The organism is Streptomyces sp. NPDC005402, from assembly GCF_040606575.1.
In the GTDB taxonomy this organism is placed as follows: Bacteria; Actinomycetota; Actinomycetes; order Streptomycetales; family Streptomycetaceae; genus Streptomyces.
Genome location: NZ_JBEXFB010000038.1, coordinates 23,488 through 40,329, shown reverse-complemented (window position 1 = coordinate 40,329; position 16,842 = coordinate 23,488). Strand labels below are relative to the sequence as shown.

At 70.8% G+C, this 16,842-nt stretch carries 17 protein-coding genes; 7 read left to right on the top strand and 10 right to left on the bottom strand.

What is annotated here, in order from left to right; genetic code table 11:
• Window positions 1-30 precede the first annotated feature (30 nt).
• From ABZT02_RS42190 to ABZT02_RS42175, 4 genes are all read right to left on the bottom strand, one after another.
• Window positions 31-2,271 carry a UvrD-helicase domain-containing protein gene (locus tag ABZT02_RS42190; protein WP_356027897.1) on the bottom strand — a complete coding sequence of 747 codons (2,241 nt, stop codon included), beginning with the start codon at window positions 2,269-2,271 and terminating at the stop codon, window positions 31-33.
• Window positions 2,272-2,438: 167 nt separating this feature from the next.
• Entirely contained in the window at window positions 2,439-2,771 is a 333-nt protein-coding gene (locus ABZT02_RS42185) for a thioredoxin domain-containing protein (RefSeq protein WP_356027876.1), read from the bottom strand.
• The gene (locus ABZT02_RS42180; protein ID WP_037721569.1) at window positions 2,768-3,196 is read right to left on the bottom strand and encodes a MerR family transcriptional regulator; all 429 of its coding nucleotides are present in this window, start codon (window positions 3,194-3,196) and stop codon (window positions 2,768-2,770) included. Before ABZT02_RS42180 ends, ABZT02_RS42185 begins: the two co-directional genes overlap by 4 nt.
• Before the next feature lie 29 nt (window positions 3,197-3,225).
• Entirely contained in the window at window positions 3,226-3,669 is a 444-nt protein-coding gene (locus ABZT02_RS42175; protein WP_356027894.1) for an Lrp/AsnC family transcriptional regulator, read from the bottom strand.
• A gap of 111 nt (window positions 3,670-3,780) precedes the next feature.
• On the opposite strand from ABZT02_RS42175, the gene ABZT02_RS42170 reads away from it, so the two are divergent.
• Window positions 3,781-4,692 carry an NAD-dependent epimerase/dehydratase family protein gene (locus tag ABZT02_RS42170; RefSeq protein ID WP_356027874.1) on the top strand — a complete coding sequence of 304 codons (912 nt, stop codon included), beginning with the start codon at window positions 3,781-3,783 and terminating at the stop codon, window positions 4,690-4,692.
• Between the two features lies 1 nt (window position 4,693).
• Window positions 4,694-5,578, top strand: a complete 885-nt coding sequence (locus ABZT02_RS42165; protein ID WP_356027872.1) for an aldo/keto reductase — start codon at window positions 4,694-4,696, stop codon at window positions 5,576-5,578.
• A 233-nt stretch (window positions 5,579-5,811) separates the two neighbouring features.
• Here ABZT02_RS42165 and ABZT02_RS42160 read toward each other — a convergent pair whose 3' ends face one another.
• Window positions 5,812-6,468, bottom strand: coding sequence for a maleylpyruvate isomerase family mycothiol-dependent enzyme (locus ABZT02_RS42160; protein WP_356027870.1), 657 nt, complete (start codon window positions 6,466-6,468; stop codon window positions 5,812-5,814).
• 94 nt (window positions 6,469-6,562) lie between these two features.
• Here ABZT02_RS42160 and ABZT02_RS42155 point away from each other — a divergent pair, with 94 nt between their 5' ends.
• Window positions 6,563-7,003 (top strand): MarR family transcriptional regulator, encoded by a 441-nt coding sequence (locus ABZT02_RS42155; RefSeq protein WP_356027868.1) that lies wholly within the window; start codon window positions 6,563-6,565, stop codon window positions 7,001-7,003.
• 26 nt (window positions 7,004-7,029) lie between these two features.
• Here ABZT02_RS42155 and ABZT02_RS42150 read toward each other — a convergent pair whose 3' ends face one another.
• On the bottom strand, window positions 7,030-7,827 hold the full coding sequence (locus ABZT02_RS42150) for a DUF2127 domain-containing protein (RefSeq protein ID WP_356027866.1): 798 nt from the start codon (window positions 7,825-7,827) through the stop codon (window positions 7,030-7,032).
• A 76-nt stretch (window positions 7,828-7,903) separates the two neighbouring features.
• A complete protein-coding gene (locus ABZT02_RS42145; RefSeq protein WP_356027864.1) occupies window positions 7,904-9,574 on the bottom strand; it encodes an MFS transporter in 1,671 nt (556 codons plus the stop codon).
• Between the two features lie 119 nt (window positions 9,575-9,693).
• Between ABZT02_RS42145 and ABZT02_RS42140 the strand changes: the two genes are divergently transcribed.
• A complete protein-coding gene (locus ABZT02_RS42140) occupies window positions 9,694-10,302 on the top strand; it encodes a TetR/AcrR family transcriptional regulator (RefSeq protein ID WP_356027862.1) in 609 nt (202 codons plus the stop codon).
• Between the two features lie 133 nt (window positions 10,303-10,435).
• Here ABZT02_RS42140 and ABZT02_RS42135 read toward each other — a convergent pair whose 3' ends face one another.
• Entirely contained in the window at window positions 10,436-11,809 is a 1,374-nt protein-coding gene (locus ABZT02_RS42135) for a cation:dicarboxylase symporter family transporter (protein ID WP_356027860.1), read from the bottom strand.
• Between the two features lie 151 nt (window positions 11,810-11,960).
• Here ABZT02_RS42135 and ABZT02_RS42130 point away from each other — a divergent pair, with 151 nt between their 5' ends.
• Window positions 11,961-13,676 carry a sensor histidine kinase gene (locus tag ABZT02_RS42130; RefSeq protein ID WP_356027858.1) on the top strand — a complete coding sequence of 572 codons (1,716 nt, stop codon included), beginning with the start codon at window positions 11,961-11,963 and terminating at the stop codon, window positions 13,674-13,676.
• Window positions 13,673-14,362, top strand: coding sequence for a response regulator (locus ABZT02_RS42125; protein WP_356027856.1), 690 nt, complete (start codon window positions 13,673-13,675; stop codon window positions 14,360-14,362). Before ABZT02_RS42130 ends, ABZT02_RS42125 begins: the two co-directional genes overlap by 4 nt.
• A 62-nt stretch (window positions 14,363-14,424) precedes the next feature.
• On the opposite strand, the gene ABZT02_RS42120 is transcribed toward ABZT02_RS42125, so the two are convergent.
• The gene (locus ABZT02_RS42120; protein WP_356027892.1) at window positions 14,425-14,880 is read right to left on the bottom strand and encodes a PPOX class F420-dependent oxidoreductase; all 456 of its coding nucleotides are present in this window, start codon (window positions 14,878-14,880) and stop codon (window positions 14,425-14,427) included.
• 178 nt (window positions 14,881-15,058) lie between these two features.
• Here ABZT02_RS42120 and ABZT02_RS42115 point away from each other — a divergent pair, with 178 nt between their 5' ends.
• Window positions 15,059-15,763 (top strand): helix-turn-helix transcriptional regulator, encoded by a 705-nt coding sequence (locus tag ABZT02_RS42115; RefSeq protein ID WP_356027854.1) that lies wholly within the window; start codon window positions 15,059-15,061, stop codon window positions 15,761-15,763.
• Window positions 15,764-15,790: 27 nt separating this feature from the next.
• Here ABZT02_RS42115 and ABZT02_RS42110 read toward each other — a convergent pair whose 3' ends face one another.
• On the bottom strand, window positions 15,791-16,816 hold the full coding sequence (locus ABZT02_RS42110) for an ATP-dependent 6-phosphofructokinase (RefSeq protein WP_007384781.1): 1,026 nt from the start codon (window positions 16,814-16,816) through the stop codon (window positions 15,791-15,793).
• Window positions 16,817-16,842 lie beyond the last annotated feature (26 nt).

Here is a 16,842-nt window from a genome sequence, read left to right as displayed (position 1 = left end):
GTGCACACGCAGTGACCATGGCGTGAACTGTTACGTCATGGTGATCCCTGGGACGGATGTGTCGACCAGCGCCTTCGGCAGCCGGCCCGTGTGCAGCACCCCCAGCCGCTGGGTCGCCCGGGTCAGCGCCACATACAGGTCGCTCGTGCCGTACAGCCCCGGCTCGACCACGAGCACGGAGTCGAATTCGAGCCCCTTGGACTGCCGGGGGTCCAGGAGTACGACGGTGCGGGTCAGATCGGGTTCCGCGCCCGCCGTCACCCCGTCGAGCCCAGCCGCCAGCCTGCGGTGCAGATGGCGCGGGGCGATGACCGCGAGCCGCCCCTCTGCGGGGGTCAGCTCCTTCACCGCCTGCGCGACCGCGCCGGGCAGGTCGTCGGTGGCGCGCACCCAGGGCCGTACGCCGGTCGAGCGGACCGAGCTCGGGGGTTCGAAACCCGGGTTCTCCGCACGCACGACGGCCGCCGCGAGCTCCATGATCTCGGCCGGGGTGCGGTAGTTGACGCCCAGCCTCGCGTGCTCCCAGCGGTCCTGGACATACGGTTCCAGGATCTCCTGCCACGAGCCCACACCCGCCGCCTCCGCGGTCTGCGCCGGGTCGCCGACCAGCGTCATCGAGCGGGTGGGGCTGCGGCGCATGAGCAACCGCCAGGCCATCGGGGACAGTTCCTGCGCCTCGTCGACGATGATGTGCCCGAACGCCCAGGTGCGGTCGGCGGCCGCGCGCTCGGCGGCGCTGCGGTGGTCGTCCTCCTCCTGCCGTTCGGCGAACCGCTCGGCGTCGATGATGTCGTGCGCGGACAGGACCTCGGAGTCCTCCTCGTCCTTGTCGTCGAACTCGTAGGTCCGCGAGGCGTACGACACGTCCAGCACGCCCTGCGCGTACGCGACCTGGGTCTCCCGCTCGCGCTCGGCCCGGGCCCGCGCCAACCGCTCGTCGACACCGAGGAGTTCGGCCGCCTCGTCGAGCAGCGGCACGTCCGCCACCGTCCAGCCCCGGGTCACCGGGCGGCGGATCGCGACCGCGTCCTCGTCGGGGAGGTACCCGACGGGGTCGGCCAGGAAGTCGGCGACCAGGCGCTGCGGGGTCAGGCGCGGCCACAACTGGTCGATGGCGGCCCAGACTTCGGGGTTCTCGGCGAGTTCGTCACGGATCTGCGTGATGTCACTCGGGTCCAGCAGATTCGTCCCGTCGAACGGGTCCGTGCCGATGCGTTCGGCGACCATGTCGGTGAGCGTGTTGAGGATGTGGCCCTCGAAGTGCTCACGGGCCGCGTTGTGCGGCAGCCGGGCGGCGCGGGTCTTCTCGCGGGCGACCTTGACCAGGCCGTCGTCGAGCATGAGGATCTCGCGGTCGTGCTCGATCGCGATCACCGGGTCGGGCAGCGCCTGCCAGTCGCGTACGACGTCGGCGAGGACGTCCGCCATGGCGGCGCGCCCCTTCACCGCGGCCGCGGCGCGGCTGTCGGTCGCCGTCGCCTTCACACCGGGGAAGAGCTCCCCGACCGTCGCGAGGAGCACACCGGTCTCGCCCAGCGAGGGCAGTACCTCGCCGATGTAGCCGAGGAAGGCGGGGTTGGGCCCGACGATCAGCACGGCCCGCTTGGCCAGCAGCTCCCGGTGCTCGTACAGGAGATACGCGGCCCGGTGCAGGGCGACGGCGGTCTTGCCGGTGCCCGGCCCGCCCTCGACCACCAGGACCCCGCGGTGGGGTGCGCGGATGATCTCGTCCTGTTCGGCCTGGATGGTCTGCACGATGTCGCTCATGCGGCCGGTGCGCGCGGAGTTGAGCGCGGCGAGCAGGACGGCGTCGCCGGTCGGGTCCTCGTGGCCGGTCCGTTCCTCATCGCCCAGGTCGAGGATCTCGTCGTGCAGGTCGGTCACCCGGCGGCCCTCGGTGCCGATGTGCCGGCGGCGGCGCAGACCCATCGGGGTGTGGCCGGTGGCCAGGTAGAAGGGGCGGGCGACGTCGGCCCGCCAGTCGATGAGGATCGGGGTGCGCTCGGCGTCGTCGTTGCGCAGTCCGATCCGGCCGATGTGGTGGGTGATGCCGGAGGTGAGGTCGATGCGGCCGAAGCAGAGCGAGCCGTCGACCGCGTTCAGCGCGGCCAGCAGCCCCGAGCGCTCGGCGACCAGGATGTCCCGCTCCAGCCGGGCCTGCATGGGGGTGTTGCCCTGGGCGAGCGCGTCCGTGACGGAGACCTCGGTGTCGCCGCGCAGGGCGTCCACATGTGCGTACAGGCCGTCGATGAATTCCTGTTCCTGCCGCAATTCATCGTCCGGAAAGCCGGTGTTTGACAATTCCACTCCCGCCCGGATATACTGTGCTCACTGAGCTTCTTTGCGACTCAATTCTTCTGAAGTCGCGAACCATTGAATATACGCAAAGAAATCCCCCGGACGCAATCGCCCGGGGGATTTCTCTGTATTGCGTCAGCTCACAGGACGTCGGTCAGCTCCTCCAGCAAGCGCCGCTTCGGCCGCGCCCCCACCATCGAGCGCACGGGCTCCCCGCCCCGGAACACCATGAAGGTGGGCATCGACAGCACCTGGTAGGCGTTCGTGGTCAGCGGATTGGTGTCGACGTCCAGCTGGACCACCTTGAGCCGCTCGCCCTCCTCCGCGGCGAGAGCCGTCAGCACCGGCCCCATCTGCCGGCACGGCGGGCACCAGTCGGCGGTGAACTCCACCAGCACCGGCAGTTCCGCCCCGAGCACCTCCGTCCCGAAGTCCGCGTCCGTCACCTCGGCCACACCCGCTGCCCTGATCACCTGTGGTCCCCTCCCAGTTCGCACACCGGCTCCGGACCGCCCGGAACCTCCGCGTCGGCGGCCAACCCGTCACGCGCCCGCTCGGCCCGCTCCAACTGCTGCCCGACCTGGGCGCGCACGGTCTGCAACTCACCGATCAGCGCGTCCAGTTCACCGAGCTTGCGCCGGTAGACCGCGAGCGAGGCCGGACACGAGTCGCCCTCGGGGTGCCCGGCCCGCAGACACTCCACGAACGGCCGCGTCTCCTCCAGGTCGAACCCGAAGTCCTGGAGCGTCCTGATCTGCCGGAGCAGCTTCAGGTCGTCCTCGTCGTAGGTCCGGTAGCCGTTGTGGCCGCGCCGCGCGGGCAGCAGACCCCGCGCCTCGTAATAGCGCAGCGTCCGCGTCGTGGTCCCGGCCCGTGCGGCCAGCTCGCCGATTCGCATGGCCACGAACGTAGTCCTTGACGCCGACGTCAAGGCAAGAGCGGTTTGCGCTGCACCGGAGAGGTCAGCACGATCGACGTGGTCGTGCGGCCCAGCACGGAGACCTCTTCGAGGACCTCCTCCAGGTGGACCGTGTCGCGGACGGCGACCTTGAGGATCCAGCAGTCCTCGCCGACCACGTGGTGCACCTCGGTGATCTCGGGGCGCTCCATCAGCTCCAGGGTCCTCGGATGCCTCAGGTTGTAGCCGCCGTGCGGGCTGACCCGGATGAACGCCTGGATGCGGTAGCCGAGCCGGGCGGGGACGACGTGGGCGCCGTAGCCGCCGATGACGCCCGCCGCCTCCAGGCGCCGCACCCGCTCGGTGACCGCCGCCGGACTCAGCCGCACCCGCCGGCCCAGCTCGCTGAGCTTGATCCGGCCGTCGGTCTGCAGGAGCTCCAGGATCTGCCGGTCGAGCGCGTCGAAGCCCACCGATGTTTCGTCGGCAGCGGGACGCACATTCCGTGGTTCTTTCGGTGCCGTCGCCTGAACTCCCATGGTTCCCCCTTCAATCAGCGAACCTACGCCAGGAGAATTATGGTCATGAAAACCCCACGAGAGGTACTGGTCATCGGTGGCAGCCGCTATTTCGGCAAGCGTCTGATCGCACGTCTGCTGGCCGACGGCGACCGGGTCACGGTCCTCAACCGGGGCTCGTCCGCGCCCCCGCCCGGGGCGGTCCATCTGGTCGCCGACCGCGACGACGAGAGCTCGTTGAACCGGGCGCTGGGCCCCCGCACGTTCGACGTCGTCATCGACCAGGTCTGCTACACCCCGCGCCAGGCGGCGATCGCCCGCCGGATCTTCGCCGGACGTACCCGGCGCTATGTGATGACCTCGACGGTGGAGGTGTACGAGTACGAGGACTCGATCGCTCTCGTACGGGAGGACGCCGTCGACCCGACGACCGTGTCCGTCGATCTCGAGCTCCCCTGGGACGACCCCGCATTCCTCGATTCCCGTTACGGTGAGGGAAAGCGACAGGCGGAATCCGTTTTCTCGGAGCACCCCTCCTTTCCCTTTACGGCGATCCGCGTGGCCCACGTCCTGGGCGGGGACGACGACTTCACCGGGAGGCTTGCCCACTACGCCGACCGTATCCGCGCCGGCGAGCCCATCGCCGTCCCGGTCGACAACCAGCCCGCCACCTACATCCACGTCGAGGAGATCGCCGATTTCCTCGCCTGGACGGCGGGCCAGGACTTCACCGGGCCGGTGAACGCGGCCTCCCGCGGGCTGCTCGGTACGGAGGAGTTGTGCAGGGCGGTGGCCGCGCACGTCCCCGAGGGGAAGACCGTCTTCCAGCCGGTCGAACTCGGCGAGGTCTCTCCGTTCTCCTTCGCCCGCTCCTACGGCATGGACAACGCCCGCGCCACCCGGCTCGGGTTCACCTTCGGCGACGTACGGCAATGGCTCCCGCGGGCCGTGGCCGAGACGCTCGGGAACGAGGCCTGAGATGCGGTACCGCACCCTGGGCGGTCTGCGGGTGAGCGCGATCGGGCTGGGCGCGATGCCCCTGTCCATCGAGGGCCGGCCTGACGGGGCCCGCGCCCTGGCCACGCTGCACGCGGCGCTGGAGGCGGGCGTGACCTTGCTGGACACGGCGGACTCCTACCACTTCCCGGGCGCCGAACCCGGCCACAACGAACTCCTGGTGGCCCGCGCCCTCGCCTCCTACGGCGGGGACACCTCCGGCGTGCTGGTCGCCACGAAGGGCGGCCGGGGCCGACCCGCCGACGGCAGTTGGACGGTGAACGGGAGCCCACGGCATCTGAAGGCGGCCGCCGAGGCCTCGCTGAAGCGGCTCGGGGTCGAGGCGATCGGGCTGTACCAGCTGCACAGGCCCGATCCTTCCGTCCCCTTCGAGGAGTCGCTGGGCGCGCTGCGGGAGCTGCTCCACGAGGGCAAGATCCGGCTGGCCGGGATCTCCAACGCGTCCGTGGCGCAGATCCGTACGGCGCTCGGCATCCTCGGGGACCGGCTGGTGTCGGTGCAGAACCAATACTCCCCCGCCGTGCGGGACAGCGAGCCCGAGTTGCGGCTGTGCGGGGAGTCGGGGCTTGCCTTCATGCCGTGGAGCCCGCTCGGCGGGATCTCACGCAGCTCGCTGGACGGCCCGTCGGGGGCCGCAGGACCCCGCGGCGCCTTCCACGAGGTCGCCGAGGAGCGGGGCGTCAGCCCCCAACAGGTCTGCCTGGCCTGGCTGCTGGCGAAGTCACCGACCGTGATCCCGATCCCGGGAGCGAGTCGGCCCGCGACGATCCGGGACTCGGCGGGGGCGGTGGAACTGGTGCTGGGGGCGGCGGAACTGGCACGGCTGGATGGGGCGGCCGGGCTGTAGAGGGGGCAGCGGGGTCGGGCGGCCGGAGGGGGGCGAGGAGGCTCGGGGTCGGCGCGCCGTTCACGAAGTCGCCGAGGAGCGGGGTGTCCGCCCTCAAAGGGCGGGCCGTCCTGATCCGTGCACGGCCGCGGGCCGGTTGGCGCGACAACTCTGGCGGCCCGCCGACACGGCGAGGCACTCGACAGGCGCACCGGCCCAAGCTCCGCGCCCCGTTCCCCGCGCCCCGTCACCCGTCACCGGGAAGCCGTGACCCCCGTCCACGGCTCCCCGGTGCGCTCGGCCCACTCCCGGGCCGCTTCCGGGCGCCCGGTGAGCAGCAGGAGCAGGGACGTGACGGGACCGCGGATCTCCCTCCCGGCCCCCCGAGTCCATTCGATGTCGATGGCGACGAGCCGTGCCTTCGGCAGGGGCCAGGGCCGCGGCGGGAACCGCATGGTCCACACGCGGTCGGCGGCGTCCCGGGCGGCCGCCGGCGGCACCGCCCGCTCACGGCCGAGGGCGAGGGCGATGTCCTGGCCGTGGACGAGGAGGTCGAGGAGCGGTTCGTGGGGTGAGGTGGTCGGCGCGAGGCGGCGGGAGCCGATGATCGAGCGGAGGTGGGCGACGATCTCGGCGACCGGCAGCTCGGCCTCGCGGACCGCCGAGTCGTGGATCATCCGGTTCCAGTCGCCCCGGGCGCGGACCATTTCCCGTACGACCTGTCCGGTGGAGAAGCGCGCCGCGACCGTCAGATGCGCGGCGACGTCCCTGACGCGCCAGTCCCCGCAGCGCGTGCGTGTCTCCCACTCCTCGGGGCTCAGCCCCTCCAGCAGGTCGGCCAGGCTTGCCCGCTCCCGGTCGACGATCTGCCAGAGCTCGTCGGTGTCCAGCACTGCACCCACAAGAATCACCCACTCAAGTGGTAAGCTTCTCTGACCAAAGTAGTCAGCGACTCTGACCAATGTCAAGCAGTATGAGTCCAAGCGGTGCGAGGGAGCGTCGACGATGGTGGCGGAGAGCGAGCTCAACACGGGGCTGCTCCTGTTCCTCCCGTACCGGGCCCTGGAGAATCGAGTCTTCGCCGCGCTCGCGGACGCCGGGTTCGACGACTTCACGCCGGCCCAGGCCCGGGTCATGCAGCGGATCGGCCCCGACGGCACCCGGCTGACGGAACTGGCCGAGCAGGCCCAGATCACCAAGCAGACCGCGGGCTTCCTGGTCGACCAGCTGGAGAAGTCGGGCTACGTGACCCGCGCCCCGGACCCGACCGACAAGCGGGCCCGGCTGGTGCGCGGCGCGGCGAAGGCCTGGGCGGCGAAGGAGGTCGCCGACGGGGTGGTCGCCGAGGTGGAGAAGGAGTGGGAGGAACACCTCGGCAGGCGCCGCATGAAGCAGCTGCGCGAGGCGCTGACGCTGCTGCGGGAGATCACGGATCCGTGGGCTTAGGGGCTTGAGCGGCTGAGGGGCTCAGCTCACGGGTTCCGGGACCCCGGACTGAACGCGCTGAACTCACGCAGCCCACCGGCCTCCTCGACCTCCAGCAGCGACGCGCTCTGCCGTTCCTCCTCGAAGGCCCGGTGCCCGCCGCGCAGGCCGAACAGGCGCTTGGCCAGGAGGATGTAGAGGACGGCGAGGATGTTGAGGAACAGCGTGCCGATCTTCAACCAGCTGATGCGCTCGGTGAGTTCGTAGATCTCCAGCGGGAGGAACGCGGCGGTCGCGACCACCGTCAGGTACTCCGCCCAGCGCTTGGCGTACCAGAGGCCGACCGCCTCGACGAGCTCGATGAGGGCGTAGGCCAGCAGCAACACGGCGACGAGGACCAAAGTGTTGTGCTTGTACCCGAAGGTCCTCTGGACGGTGTCGACGATCGGTGAGTGGTCGAGGTCGTAGTGGAAGTGCCGGAACACCGGCCGGAAGACGTCCAAGTACTCGTCGAAGAGCCGGCGCACCGCGTCCTGGCTGTTGCTGAACTTCCACACCGCCACCGCGGCCAGCACGATGAACACCCCGCGCACCGCCCGCTCGATCGCGAGGAAGCGCAGCACGAACAGATCCCTGAGCACCTTGCCGCGCGGCACCAGGGGCGCGTGGTCGGCGGGTCCCGAGCCGTGCGGCTCACCGAGGGCGAAGTCGCCGCAGCGCAGGCAGCGCCACGCCCCGCCCAGGGCGGTCTCGGCGTGCAGCCGCTCCCTGAGCCGGGGCTCGTCCGGCGCGTACGTCACATGGCCGCGGCGCGCACAGGTCCGCCGGTCCCAGTCGATCTTCATCCCCCGTGTGCCTCCGATGGAAAAGCGTGCCGTCCGGGGACGGCACGCTAGTGGGGCCGGGTAAGAGTTCGGTGAGTCAGTGGGTGCCGATCAGTTCCTTCTCTTCGTCGGCCTGAGGAGCGGGCTCGACGGACTTCCGGCCGGGCAGCAGCACCGCGACCAGGATCGTGCCGACGCCCAGCACGACCGCCCCGATCAGGCTGGTGTGGGCCACCGCGTCGGAGAAGGACGAGCCGACCGCGTCCGCCATCTGCCGGGCCCCGGAGGCGAGTTGCCCGGACTGCTCCTTCAGCTGGGCCGCCTGCTGGGGGTCGGTGGCCTGGGCGGCCTGCGCGGCGGCCTGCTGGGCCTTCTCGCCGATGCCCTGCGCGACGGTGTACCCGGCACCGACCGAGTCCTGTGCCGCCTCCAGCGTCGGGGCGGGGAGCTTGCTGCCGGCGGTGGCGTCGGAGAGGTGGTCCGAGTACGAGGTCGCCAGCAGCGAGCCGAGGATCGCGATGCCGAGGGAGCCGCCGAGTTCGATCGAGGTGTCGTTCACCGCGCCGCCGACGCCCAGTTCGGACTCGGGGAAGGCTCCCATGATCGCGTCCGTGGCGGGTGAGAGCGCGAGGCCGATCGCCAGGCCCAGCACCATCAGGGGCGCGACGAAATCGCCGTACGACGCACTCGCGTCGATCCGGGTGAGCAGCGCGAGGGCCGCCGTGCCGCCGACCATGCCCGCGGTGACCGTCCACTTCATGCCGACCCGCGGGGTGAGGAACCCGGTCAGGGCGGAGCCGACGAAGACCGCGCCGGCCAGCGGCAGCATGCGCAGGCCGGTCTCCAGGGCGCTGTAGCCGAGGACGAACTGGAGGTGCTGGGTGAGGTAGTAGAAGGCGCCGAAGACGGCCAGGAAGAATAGGGCGACGGCGAGGTTGGCGCCCGCGAAACCGCGGTCGGTGAAGCGGCGGACGTCGACGACGGGGCGCGGGTGGCGCAGCTCCCAGGCGACGAAGAGCGCGAGACCGACGCCCGCGACCACCGCGGCGGCGATCGCCTTGGCGTGCCAGCCGAAGTGCGGGCCCTCGATGATCATGTAGACCAGCGCGCCGATCCACACGACCGACAGCAACCCGCCGACGTAGTCGATCCGGCCGTGCTTCGCGGCCTTGGACGGCGGGACGAGGGCCAGGGCGGCGACGATCGCCACGGCCGCGATCGGGACGTTGATCAGGAACGTCGACGTCCAGGCGTGGTTCTCCAGCAGTGCGCCCGCGACCAGCGGACCGGCCGCGATCGCCACACCGGAGGTGGCGGTCCACACGGTGATCGCCTTGGCGCGCTCACCGCGTGGGAAGGTCGCGGCGAGCAGGGAGAGGGTCGCCGGCATGATCATCGCGGCGCCGGTGCCCATCACCGCGCGGGCCGCGATGACCGTCGTGGCGCTGTCGGCGAGGAAGCCGAAGACCGCGCCGCCACCGAACACGCCCAGCCCCAGCAGGAGCGCGCCGCGGCGGCTGTACTTGTCGCCGATCGCGCCGAACAGCAGCATCAGGGCGGCGTACGGGACCGTGTAGCCGTCGATCACCCACTGCAGATCGGCGCTGGACAGTCCGAGGTCCTCGGTCATGTCGGGGGCGGCGACCGTGAGGGCGGTGTTCGCCATCACGATGATCAGCAGGCTGAGGCAGAGGACGAGGAGGGCCCACCAGCGGCGGGCGTAGGGGCGCTCCATCTTCTCGACCGGTGCGGTCATGACGAGTCGCATGGCGGGGGTGGCCTTCCTCCGTGGTCTTGCACAGTGATGTGCACTTGCTCAGCACTGTGCAATGTACGCCTGCTGCACAATGCTGTGCAAGTTCCGCCGGGAGGGGCACAATGGCGGCCATGACCACGGGCCACTCCAGTCGCGCCGACGCCAACCGCCGCCGCATCCTCGACATCGCACTCGCCGAGCTGCTGCGGGATCCCGACGCCTCCATGGACCAGATCGCGCGCGCCGCGGGTGTCGTACGGCGGACCGTGTACGGCCACTTCCCGAGCAGGGAGGCGCTGATCGGCACGCTCGTCGACGGGGCCGTGGAGGCGGTGGCGGCCGCGCACGCGGCGGGACGCGAGGGCGCCGAGGACCTGGCGCAGGCCGTGGCGGGTTCCGTGCTCGCGGTCTGGAAGGTCGCCGACCGCTATCGCATCCTGGTCGCGCTCGCCCAGCGCAGCGTCACCGTGCAGGGCATCCGTGAGCGGCTCGCCCCCGTGCGCGAGGCCTGCACCGAGCTGCTCCGGCGCGGCTTGCAGGAGGGCGTCTTCGTCTCCCCGCTGCCCGCGCCCGCGCTGGCGTACGTCCATGAGCAGATGATGTTCGCGGTGATGGAGGCGGTGAACGACGGGCTGCTGGACGCGGAAGAGGCGGGCCGCTCCACCGCGGTCACCGTTCTGACCGCGGCGGGCGTACCCGCCTCTCTGGCCACCGCGCTGGTGGCGAAACTGAGCGACTGAACCTTTCGGGGAAAGGGGTCCGGGCGGCCGAGCTACGGGGGAGTACTCGGCCGCCCGGGGCGGGAGCCGGGCCCGGGTTCAGGTCGGGCCCGACCCGGCTCTGTGTGGCCGTACGGCCATGGCGTCCGGCCGCTCAGGCCTTCGCCAGTTCCTTCTCGCCGCCCTGCTCCGGGATCTCCGCCAAAGCCTCGTCGTCGTGGTCGAGGAGGGTCTTCTCGTCGAAGGGCAGGTGACCGGCGAGCACCTGGTCGACGCGCTCGCGGTCGATCTCCTTGGTCCAGGTGCCGATCAGGACGGTGGCGACGGCGTTGCCCGCGAAGTTGGTCAGGGCGCGCGCCTCGCTCATGAAGCGGTCGATGCCGACGATCAGGCCGATGCCGTCCACCAGGGCGGGCTTGTGCGACTGGAGACCGCCGGCCAGGGTCGCGAGGCCGGCGCCGGTGACACCGGCGGCACCCTTCGAGGCGACGAACAGGAAGAGCAGCAGCGGGATCTGCTCGCCGATCGACATCGGCGTGCCCATGGCGTCGGCGATGAACAGCGACGACATGGTCATGTAGATCATGGTGCCGTCGAGGTTGAAGGAGTAGCCGGTCGGGATGGTGATGCCGACCACCGGCTTGCTGACACCCAGGTGCTCCATCTTCGCGATGATCCGCGGCAGCGCGGACTCGGAGGAGGAGGTCGACAGGATCAGCAGGAACTCGCGGCCCAGGTACTTGAAGAGCGTGAGGATGTTCAGGCCCGCGACGATCCGCAGCAGGGCGCCGAGCACGATGAAGACGAACAGGAAGCAGGTGATGTAGAAGCCGACCATCAGGAGCGCCAGATCCTTGAGCGCGTCCACGCCCGCGGAGCCGACGACGGCGGCCATCGCGCCGAAGGCGCCGACCGGGGCGGCCCACATCACCATGGCGAGGACCCGGAAGACGAGCCGCTGGATGTGCTCGACACCGCGCAGGACCGGCGCTCCGACCGGACCCATGGCCTGCAGCGCGAACCCGACGAGCAGGGCGATCAGCAGGGTCTGGAGCACCTCGCCCTCGGTGAAGGCCGAGACGAACGTCGTCGGGATGATGCCGAGCAGGAACTCGGTGGTGTCCTTGGCCTCCGCGTCGACCTGCGCGTGACCGACGTCCTTGACCGCGTCGGTCACGGCGAGACCGGTGCCCGGGTCCAGGATGTTGCCGACGACCAGGCCGATGCCCAGCGCGACCAGCGACATGATCGTGAAGTAGAGAAGCGCGATACCGCCGACGGCTCCGACCTTGGCGGCCTTCCGCACCGAGCCGATACCGAGCACGATCGTGCAGAAGATGATCGGCGAGATCATCATCTTGATCAGGTTCACGAACCCGGTACCGATGGGCTTGAGCTCGACGGCGAAGTCCGGCGCGACCAGGCCGACCGTGATACCGAGGGCGACCGCGATGATCACCGCGATGTAGAGATAGTGGGTGCGGTCCTTTTTGACCTGCGGTGCCGTATCGGGGGTGCTGGCGGCCACGGCTGCCCTCCTTGACGTCTTCGTCGGCATGACCGGCGTGCGGCTCACGTCCGGGCTTTTGAAGGAATGCCGTGACTATCTCCCGCCCTGTGAGGGCGGTCACCCTTCCGTTCATTTAGTTCACAATCAGCCATGGAGGCACACTGACGACATGCGCATCCCCGTACCCAGACCCCGCAGCCTCGCGGCGCAGCTCTTCGCCATGCAGGCCGTGCTGATCGCCGTGGTCGTGGCGGGGTACGCGCTGTTCACCTACGTCAGTGACCGGGGCCAGGCCGAGGACGCCGCGCGCAGTCAGGCCAGGGCGGTGGCACGGGCGGTCGCGGACTCGCCGTCCGTGCGGGAGGCGATAGGCACGTCGAAACCGACGGCCCGGCTCCAGCCGTACGCGCTCAGGGTGATGGCCGACACGGAGGTCGACTTCGTCACGATCATGAGTCCGCAGGGCATTCGCTGGACCCACCCCGACAAGGACCAGATCGGCAAGCACTTCCTCGGCAACACCGAGCGGGCGCTCAAGGGCGACACCTTCACGGAGACCTACAAGGGCACCCTCGGCTACTCCGTCCGCGCGGTCACCCCGGTCAAGGACGACAAGGGGCACGTCATCGGCCTCGTCAGCGCCGGCATCCAGGTCGAGAAGATCAGCGAGCGGGTACAGGACCAGCTCACCGCCCTGCTCGCCGTCGCGGGCAGCGCCCTCGCGCTCGGCGCCATCGGGACGTACGTCGTCAACGCCCGCCTGCGCCGCCACACCCACGGCATGAACGCGGCCGAGCTCAGCCGCATGCACGACTACCACCAGGCCGCCCTGCACGCGGTACGTGAGGGGCTGCTGATGCTGGACGGGCAGTACCGTGTCGCGCTGATCAACGACGGCGGACGGGAGTTGCTGGGGGTGTCCTCGCAGGACGGGGTGATCGGGCGGTCGGTGGCGGACCTCGGGCTGCCGGCGCCGCTGACGGGTGCGCTGCTGTCCTCGGAGCCACGGGTCGACGAGGTCCATCTGACGTCCACGCGGGTGCTGGTCGTCAACACCTCCCCGGTCTCCGGCGGAGAGCAGCGCGGCACTGTGGTCACCCTGCGCGATGTGACCGAACTACAGTCCCTGATGGGCGAGTTGGACTCCGAGCGCGGCTTCACCCAGGCGTTGCGCTCCCAGGCCCACGAGGCGGCCAACCGGCTGCACACGGTCGTCTCCCTGATCGAACTGGGCCGCGCGGAACAGGCGGTGGAGTTCGCGACCGCCGAGCTTGAGCTGGCGCAGACGCTGACCGACCAGGTCGTGGCGGCGGTCGGCGAGCCCGTCCTGGCCGCCCTCCTGCTGGGCAAGACCGCGCAGGCGAACGAGCGGGGCGTGGAGCTGGTCGTGTCGGAGGACAGCCGACTGGACGACGGGCTGCTGCCTCAGACCCTGCCCGCCCGGGACCTGGTCACCATCCTCGGCAACCTCATCGACAACGCGGTGGACGCGGCACAGGGCAGCGTGCGGGCGCGGGTGACGGTGACGGCGTACGCGGAGGACTCGCGGGGGCCCGGGCTGGTCCTGCGCGTCTCCGACACCGGCGCGGGCGTCGACCCGGCCCACGCCGAGGCGGTCTTCCAGCGCGGCTTCTCGACGAAGCCGGCCGGTCCGGGCGGGCGGGGCCTGGGCCTCGCCCTCGTACGGCAGACGGTCAACCGCTGCAAGGGCACGCTGGCCGTGGCCCAGGCCGAGGGCGGCGGCGCGGAGTTCGAGGTACGGCTGCCCCTGGGGAGCGAACCCCGGGCCCCCGGTGGCCCCGCCGATCCCGGCGCTGCCGTCGCCACCGCTTCCGAGGACGCCACCGTCCCCGAAGGTGCCACGGTTCCCGGAGGGGACGTATGACCACGCCGCAGCCCATCCGGGTCCTGGTCGTCGAGGACGACCCGGTCGCCGCCGACGCGCATGTCATGTACGTCAACCGGGTGCCCGGTTTCACGGCCGTGGGCAAGGCCCACACCGCCACCGAGGCCCGGCGTCTGCTGGACCGTACGCCGGTCGACCTGCTCCTGCTCGACCTGCATCTGCCGGACGGGCACGGCCTCCAGCTGGCCCGTTCGCTGCGCGCGGCGGGGCATCAGGCGGACGTGATAGCGGTGACGTCGGCCCGGGATCTGACGGTCGTCCGCGAGGGGGTCTCGCTGGGGGTCGTGCAGTACGTGCTGAAGCCGTTCACCTTCGCCACCCTGCGGGACCGGCTGATCCGGTACGCGGAGTTCCACGCGGCGGCCGGTGAGGCGAGCGGCCAGGACGAGGTGGACCGCGCGCTGGCCACGCTCCGCGCACCGGGTCCGGCCGCCCTGCCCAAAGGGCTCAGCGCGCCGACCCTGGAGCGGGTGACGGTGGCCCTGCGGGACTGCGCCGAGGGGCTCACGGCGACCGGTCTCGCCGAGGTCGTCGGCATCTCCCGGATCACGGCCCGCCGTTACCTGGAGCATCTGGTCGACGCGGGCCGGGCGGCACGCAGTCCGCAGTACGGGACGGTGGGGCGGCCGGAGCTGCAGTACCGGTGGGTCAAGGGCCAGCAGTGAGTCCGAGCTGGTGCGGTCCTCGACGGGAGGTGTCCGGGCCGGGCGGTCAAGGGTGAGTCCGCTCAGGAGGGGAGGACCCCGGGACGGAACGGCTCGACCCCCACCACCCTGCGCACCCGCACCGGCTCGATCAGCAGCATCACCCGTCGCTCCCCGGCGAGGAGCCAGGGATAGCGCTCCTCTCCGATGTACTTGCGGGTGAGCCGGTCCATGGAGCGCTCCGCTTCCTCGCCCTCCACGAACCGCACCACCCGGCCCCGGATCTCGACGCGGTCGTAGGGGTTGTCGGGGTCGTGGTGGGAGAGGGAAACGTTCGGATTGCGCCGCAGGTTTTCCTCCTTCACCCGGCCGATCGCCGTGTTGACCATGACGTACTCACCTTCGATGTCCGCCCACATGGGCGAGACCTGCGGTGCCCCGTCCGGGCCGACCGTCGCGAGATGCCAGAAGTTCGGCGCCAGCAGCCGCTCGCGAATATGCCCCTCTACCTTGCCATTCACTTCGTACACGAAGATCACACCTCTTTCCGGCCACCCGTCCGGGCACCCGGCGCCATCCTCGCCACCGTGCCCGCGCCGCCGACAGAGGATCTTCGGCCAGCCCGAATACGCGGTCGAAACCGTAGGTTCGTACAATCCGTGATCCTGGCCGAACAGACCGTAGTCACCGCACACCGGCGCCCCTAGCTTGTGGGCCGTGCGCCGACCCCCCGCCCTGCCGAACCAGCCCGGACCGCCCTTCGACAACCTCACCGCCCGCAGACTCCGTGCCGCTCTCGGCATGGGGCCCGAACACGTGGCCTACGGGCTGCGGGTCTCGTACGGGCTCCCGTACGTCACGCCGGATCTCGTCGCCGCCTGGGAGCGCGGGACCGTCTGCCCGACCAGTCCTGAACTCACCGCTCTCGCGGGCGTGTTGTGGTGCTCCCCCGGTGAGCTCATCGGCCGCCCCCGCACCCTGCGCGAGCACCGCGTCTCGCGCGGGATCGCCGCCGAGGACGTGGCCCGTGCCGTGGGACTCGAACTGCTCGCCTACCTCGGCATGGAGGAGCACGACGAGTGGCGCGGCACCGACCGCCAGTCCGCCGCCCTCGCCGACCTGCTGGAGCTGAGCCTGCCGGACTTCGTCGCCGTCACGGGACGCGAGAAGCGGCTCACCGAATGCCTGCTCGGCGCGGTCCGCACCCGCTGGCAGGCCTATGTGCGTCAGGTCGCCAGGATCGTGCCCCTGGAGCGGCGCGTGGTGGAGGAGACCCTGATGGATCTGCACCGGCAGTACCAGGGGCAGATGGTGTCCACGCTGAGCTGGGGCGGGGGCGGCGAACGCTCCGGCGAGGCCGGCCGGGAGTTCCTGGACGAGATCGTGGAGCGCTTCTGGGAGGCGGTCGAGAGACGGCCGTAGAAACGCCCGGAAGATCCACGGGAAGATCTAGAAGACCGACTCCGCCTCGTCCATCCGGTCCTTGGGGACCGTCTTCAGCTCGGTGACCGCCTCCGCGAGCGGCACCATGACGATCTCGGTGCCCTTGAGCGCGGTCATCCTGCCGAACTCGCCCCGGTGCGCGGCCTCCACCGCGTGCCAGCCGAAGCGGGTGGCGAGGACCCGGTCGTACGCGGTGGGGACGCCGCCGCGCTGGACGTGGCCGAGGATGACCGGCTTGGCCTCCTTGCCGAGCCGGCGCTCCAGCTCGTACGCCAGGGCCGTGCCGATGCCCTGGAAGCGCTCGTGGCCGAACTTGTCGATCTCGCCCGTGCCGTAGTCCATGCTGCCCTCGGCGGGGTGGGCGCCCTCGGCGACGCAGACCACGGCGAACTTCTTGCCGCGGGCGAAGCGCTCCTCGACCATCTTGACCAGGTCGGCCGGGTCGAAGGGGCGCTCGGGCAGGCAGATGCCGTGGGCGCCGGCGGCCATGCCGGACTCCAGGGCGATCCAGCCCGCGTGCCGGCCCATGACCTCGACGACCATCACGCGCTGGTGGGACTCGGCGGTGGTCTTGAGGCGGTCCATGGCCTCGGTGGCGACGCCGACCGCGGTGTCGAAGCCGAAGGTGCGGTCGGTCGAGGAGATGTCGTTGTCGATCGTCTTGGGGACGCCGACGACCGGGAGACCGGCGTCGAACAGCATGCGGGCGGCCGTGAGGGTGCCCTCGCCGCCGATCGGGATCAGCGCGTCGATGCCGAACTCGTGGATCATGTCGGAGGCGCTCTCGCACGCCTCGCGCAGCCGGTCGCGCTCCAGGCGGGAGGAGCCGAGGATGGTGCCGCCGCGGGCCAGGATGCCGCTGACGCTGTCCAGGTCGAGGGCGCGGTAGCGGCCGTCGAGAAGGCCGGAGTAGCCGTCCTCGAAGCCGATGACCTCGTCGCCGTAATTGTCGACCGCTCGGTGCACGACCGACCGGATCACTGCGTTCAGACCCGGGCAGTCGCCGCCGGCGGTGAGAACTCCGATGCGCATCGTGCTGTGTCTCCTGCTCGCTGTTG

Bases quoted from the DNA above. Each gene is read 5' to 3' on its own strand.
- ABZT02_RS42165 (WP_356027872.1), top strand. From the start codon at position 4,694: ATGCGGTACCGCACCCTGGGCGGTCTGCGGGTGAGCGCGATCGGGCTG.
- ABZT02_RS42140 (WP_356027862.1), top strand. From the start codon at position 9,694: ATGACCACGGGCCACTCCAGTCGCGCCGACGCCAACCGCCGCCGCATC.
- ABZT02_RS42180 (WP_037721569.1), bottom strand. From the start codon at position 3,196: ATGCGAATCGGCGAGCTGGCCGCACGGGCCGGGACCACGACGCGGACG.
- ABZT02_RS42125 (WP_356027856.1), top strand. From the start codon at position 13,673: ATGACCACGCCGCAGCCCATCCGGGTCCTGGTCGTCGAGGACGACCCG.
- ABZT02_RS42145 (WP_356027864.1), bottom strand. From the start codon at position 9,574: ATGCGACTCGTCATGACCGCACCGGTCGAGAAGATGGAGCGCCCCTAC.
- ABZT02_RS42150 (WP_356027866.1), bottom strand. From the start codon at position 7,827: ATGAAGATCGACTGGGACCGGCGGACCTGTGCGCGCCGCGGCCATGTG.
- ABZT02_RS42130 (WP_356027858.1), top strand. From the start codon at position 11,961: ATGCGCATCCCCGTACCCAGACCCCGCAGCCTCGCGGCGCAGCTCTTC.
- ABZT02_RS42155 (WP_356027868.1), top strand. From the start codon at position 6,563: ATGGTGGCGGAGAGCGAGCTCAACACGGGGCTGCTCCTGTTCCTCCCG.
- ABZT02_RS42110 (WP_007384781.1), bottom strand. From the start codon at position 16,816: ATGCGCATCGGAGTTCTCACCGCCGGCGGCGACTGCCCGGGTCTGAAC.
- ABZT02_RS42170 (WP_356027874.1), top strand. From the start codon at position 3,781: ATGAAAACCCCACGAGAGGTACTGGTCATCGGTGGCAGCCGCTATTTC.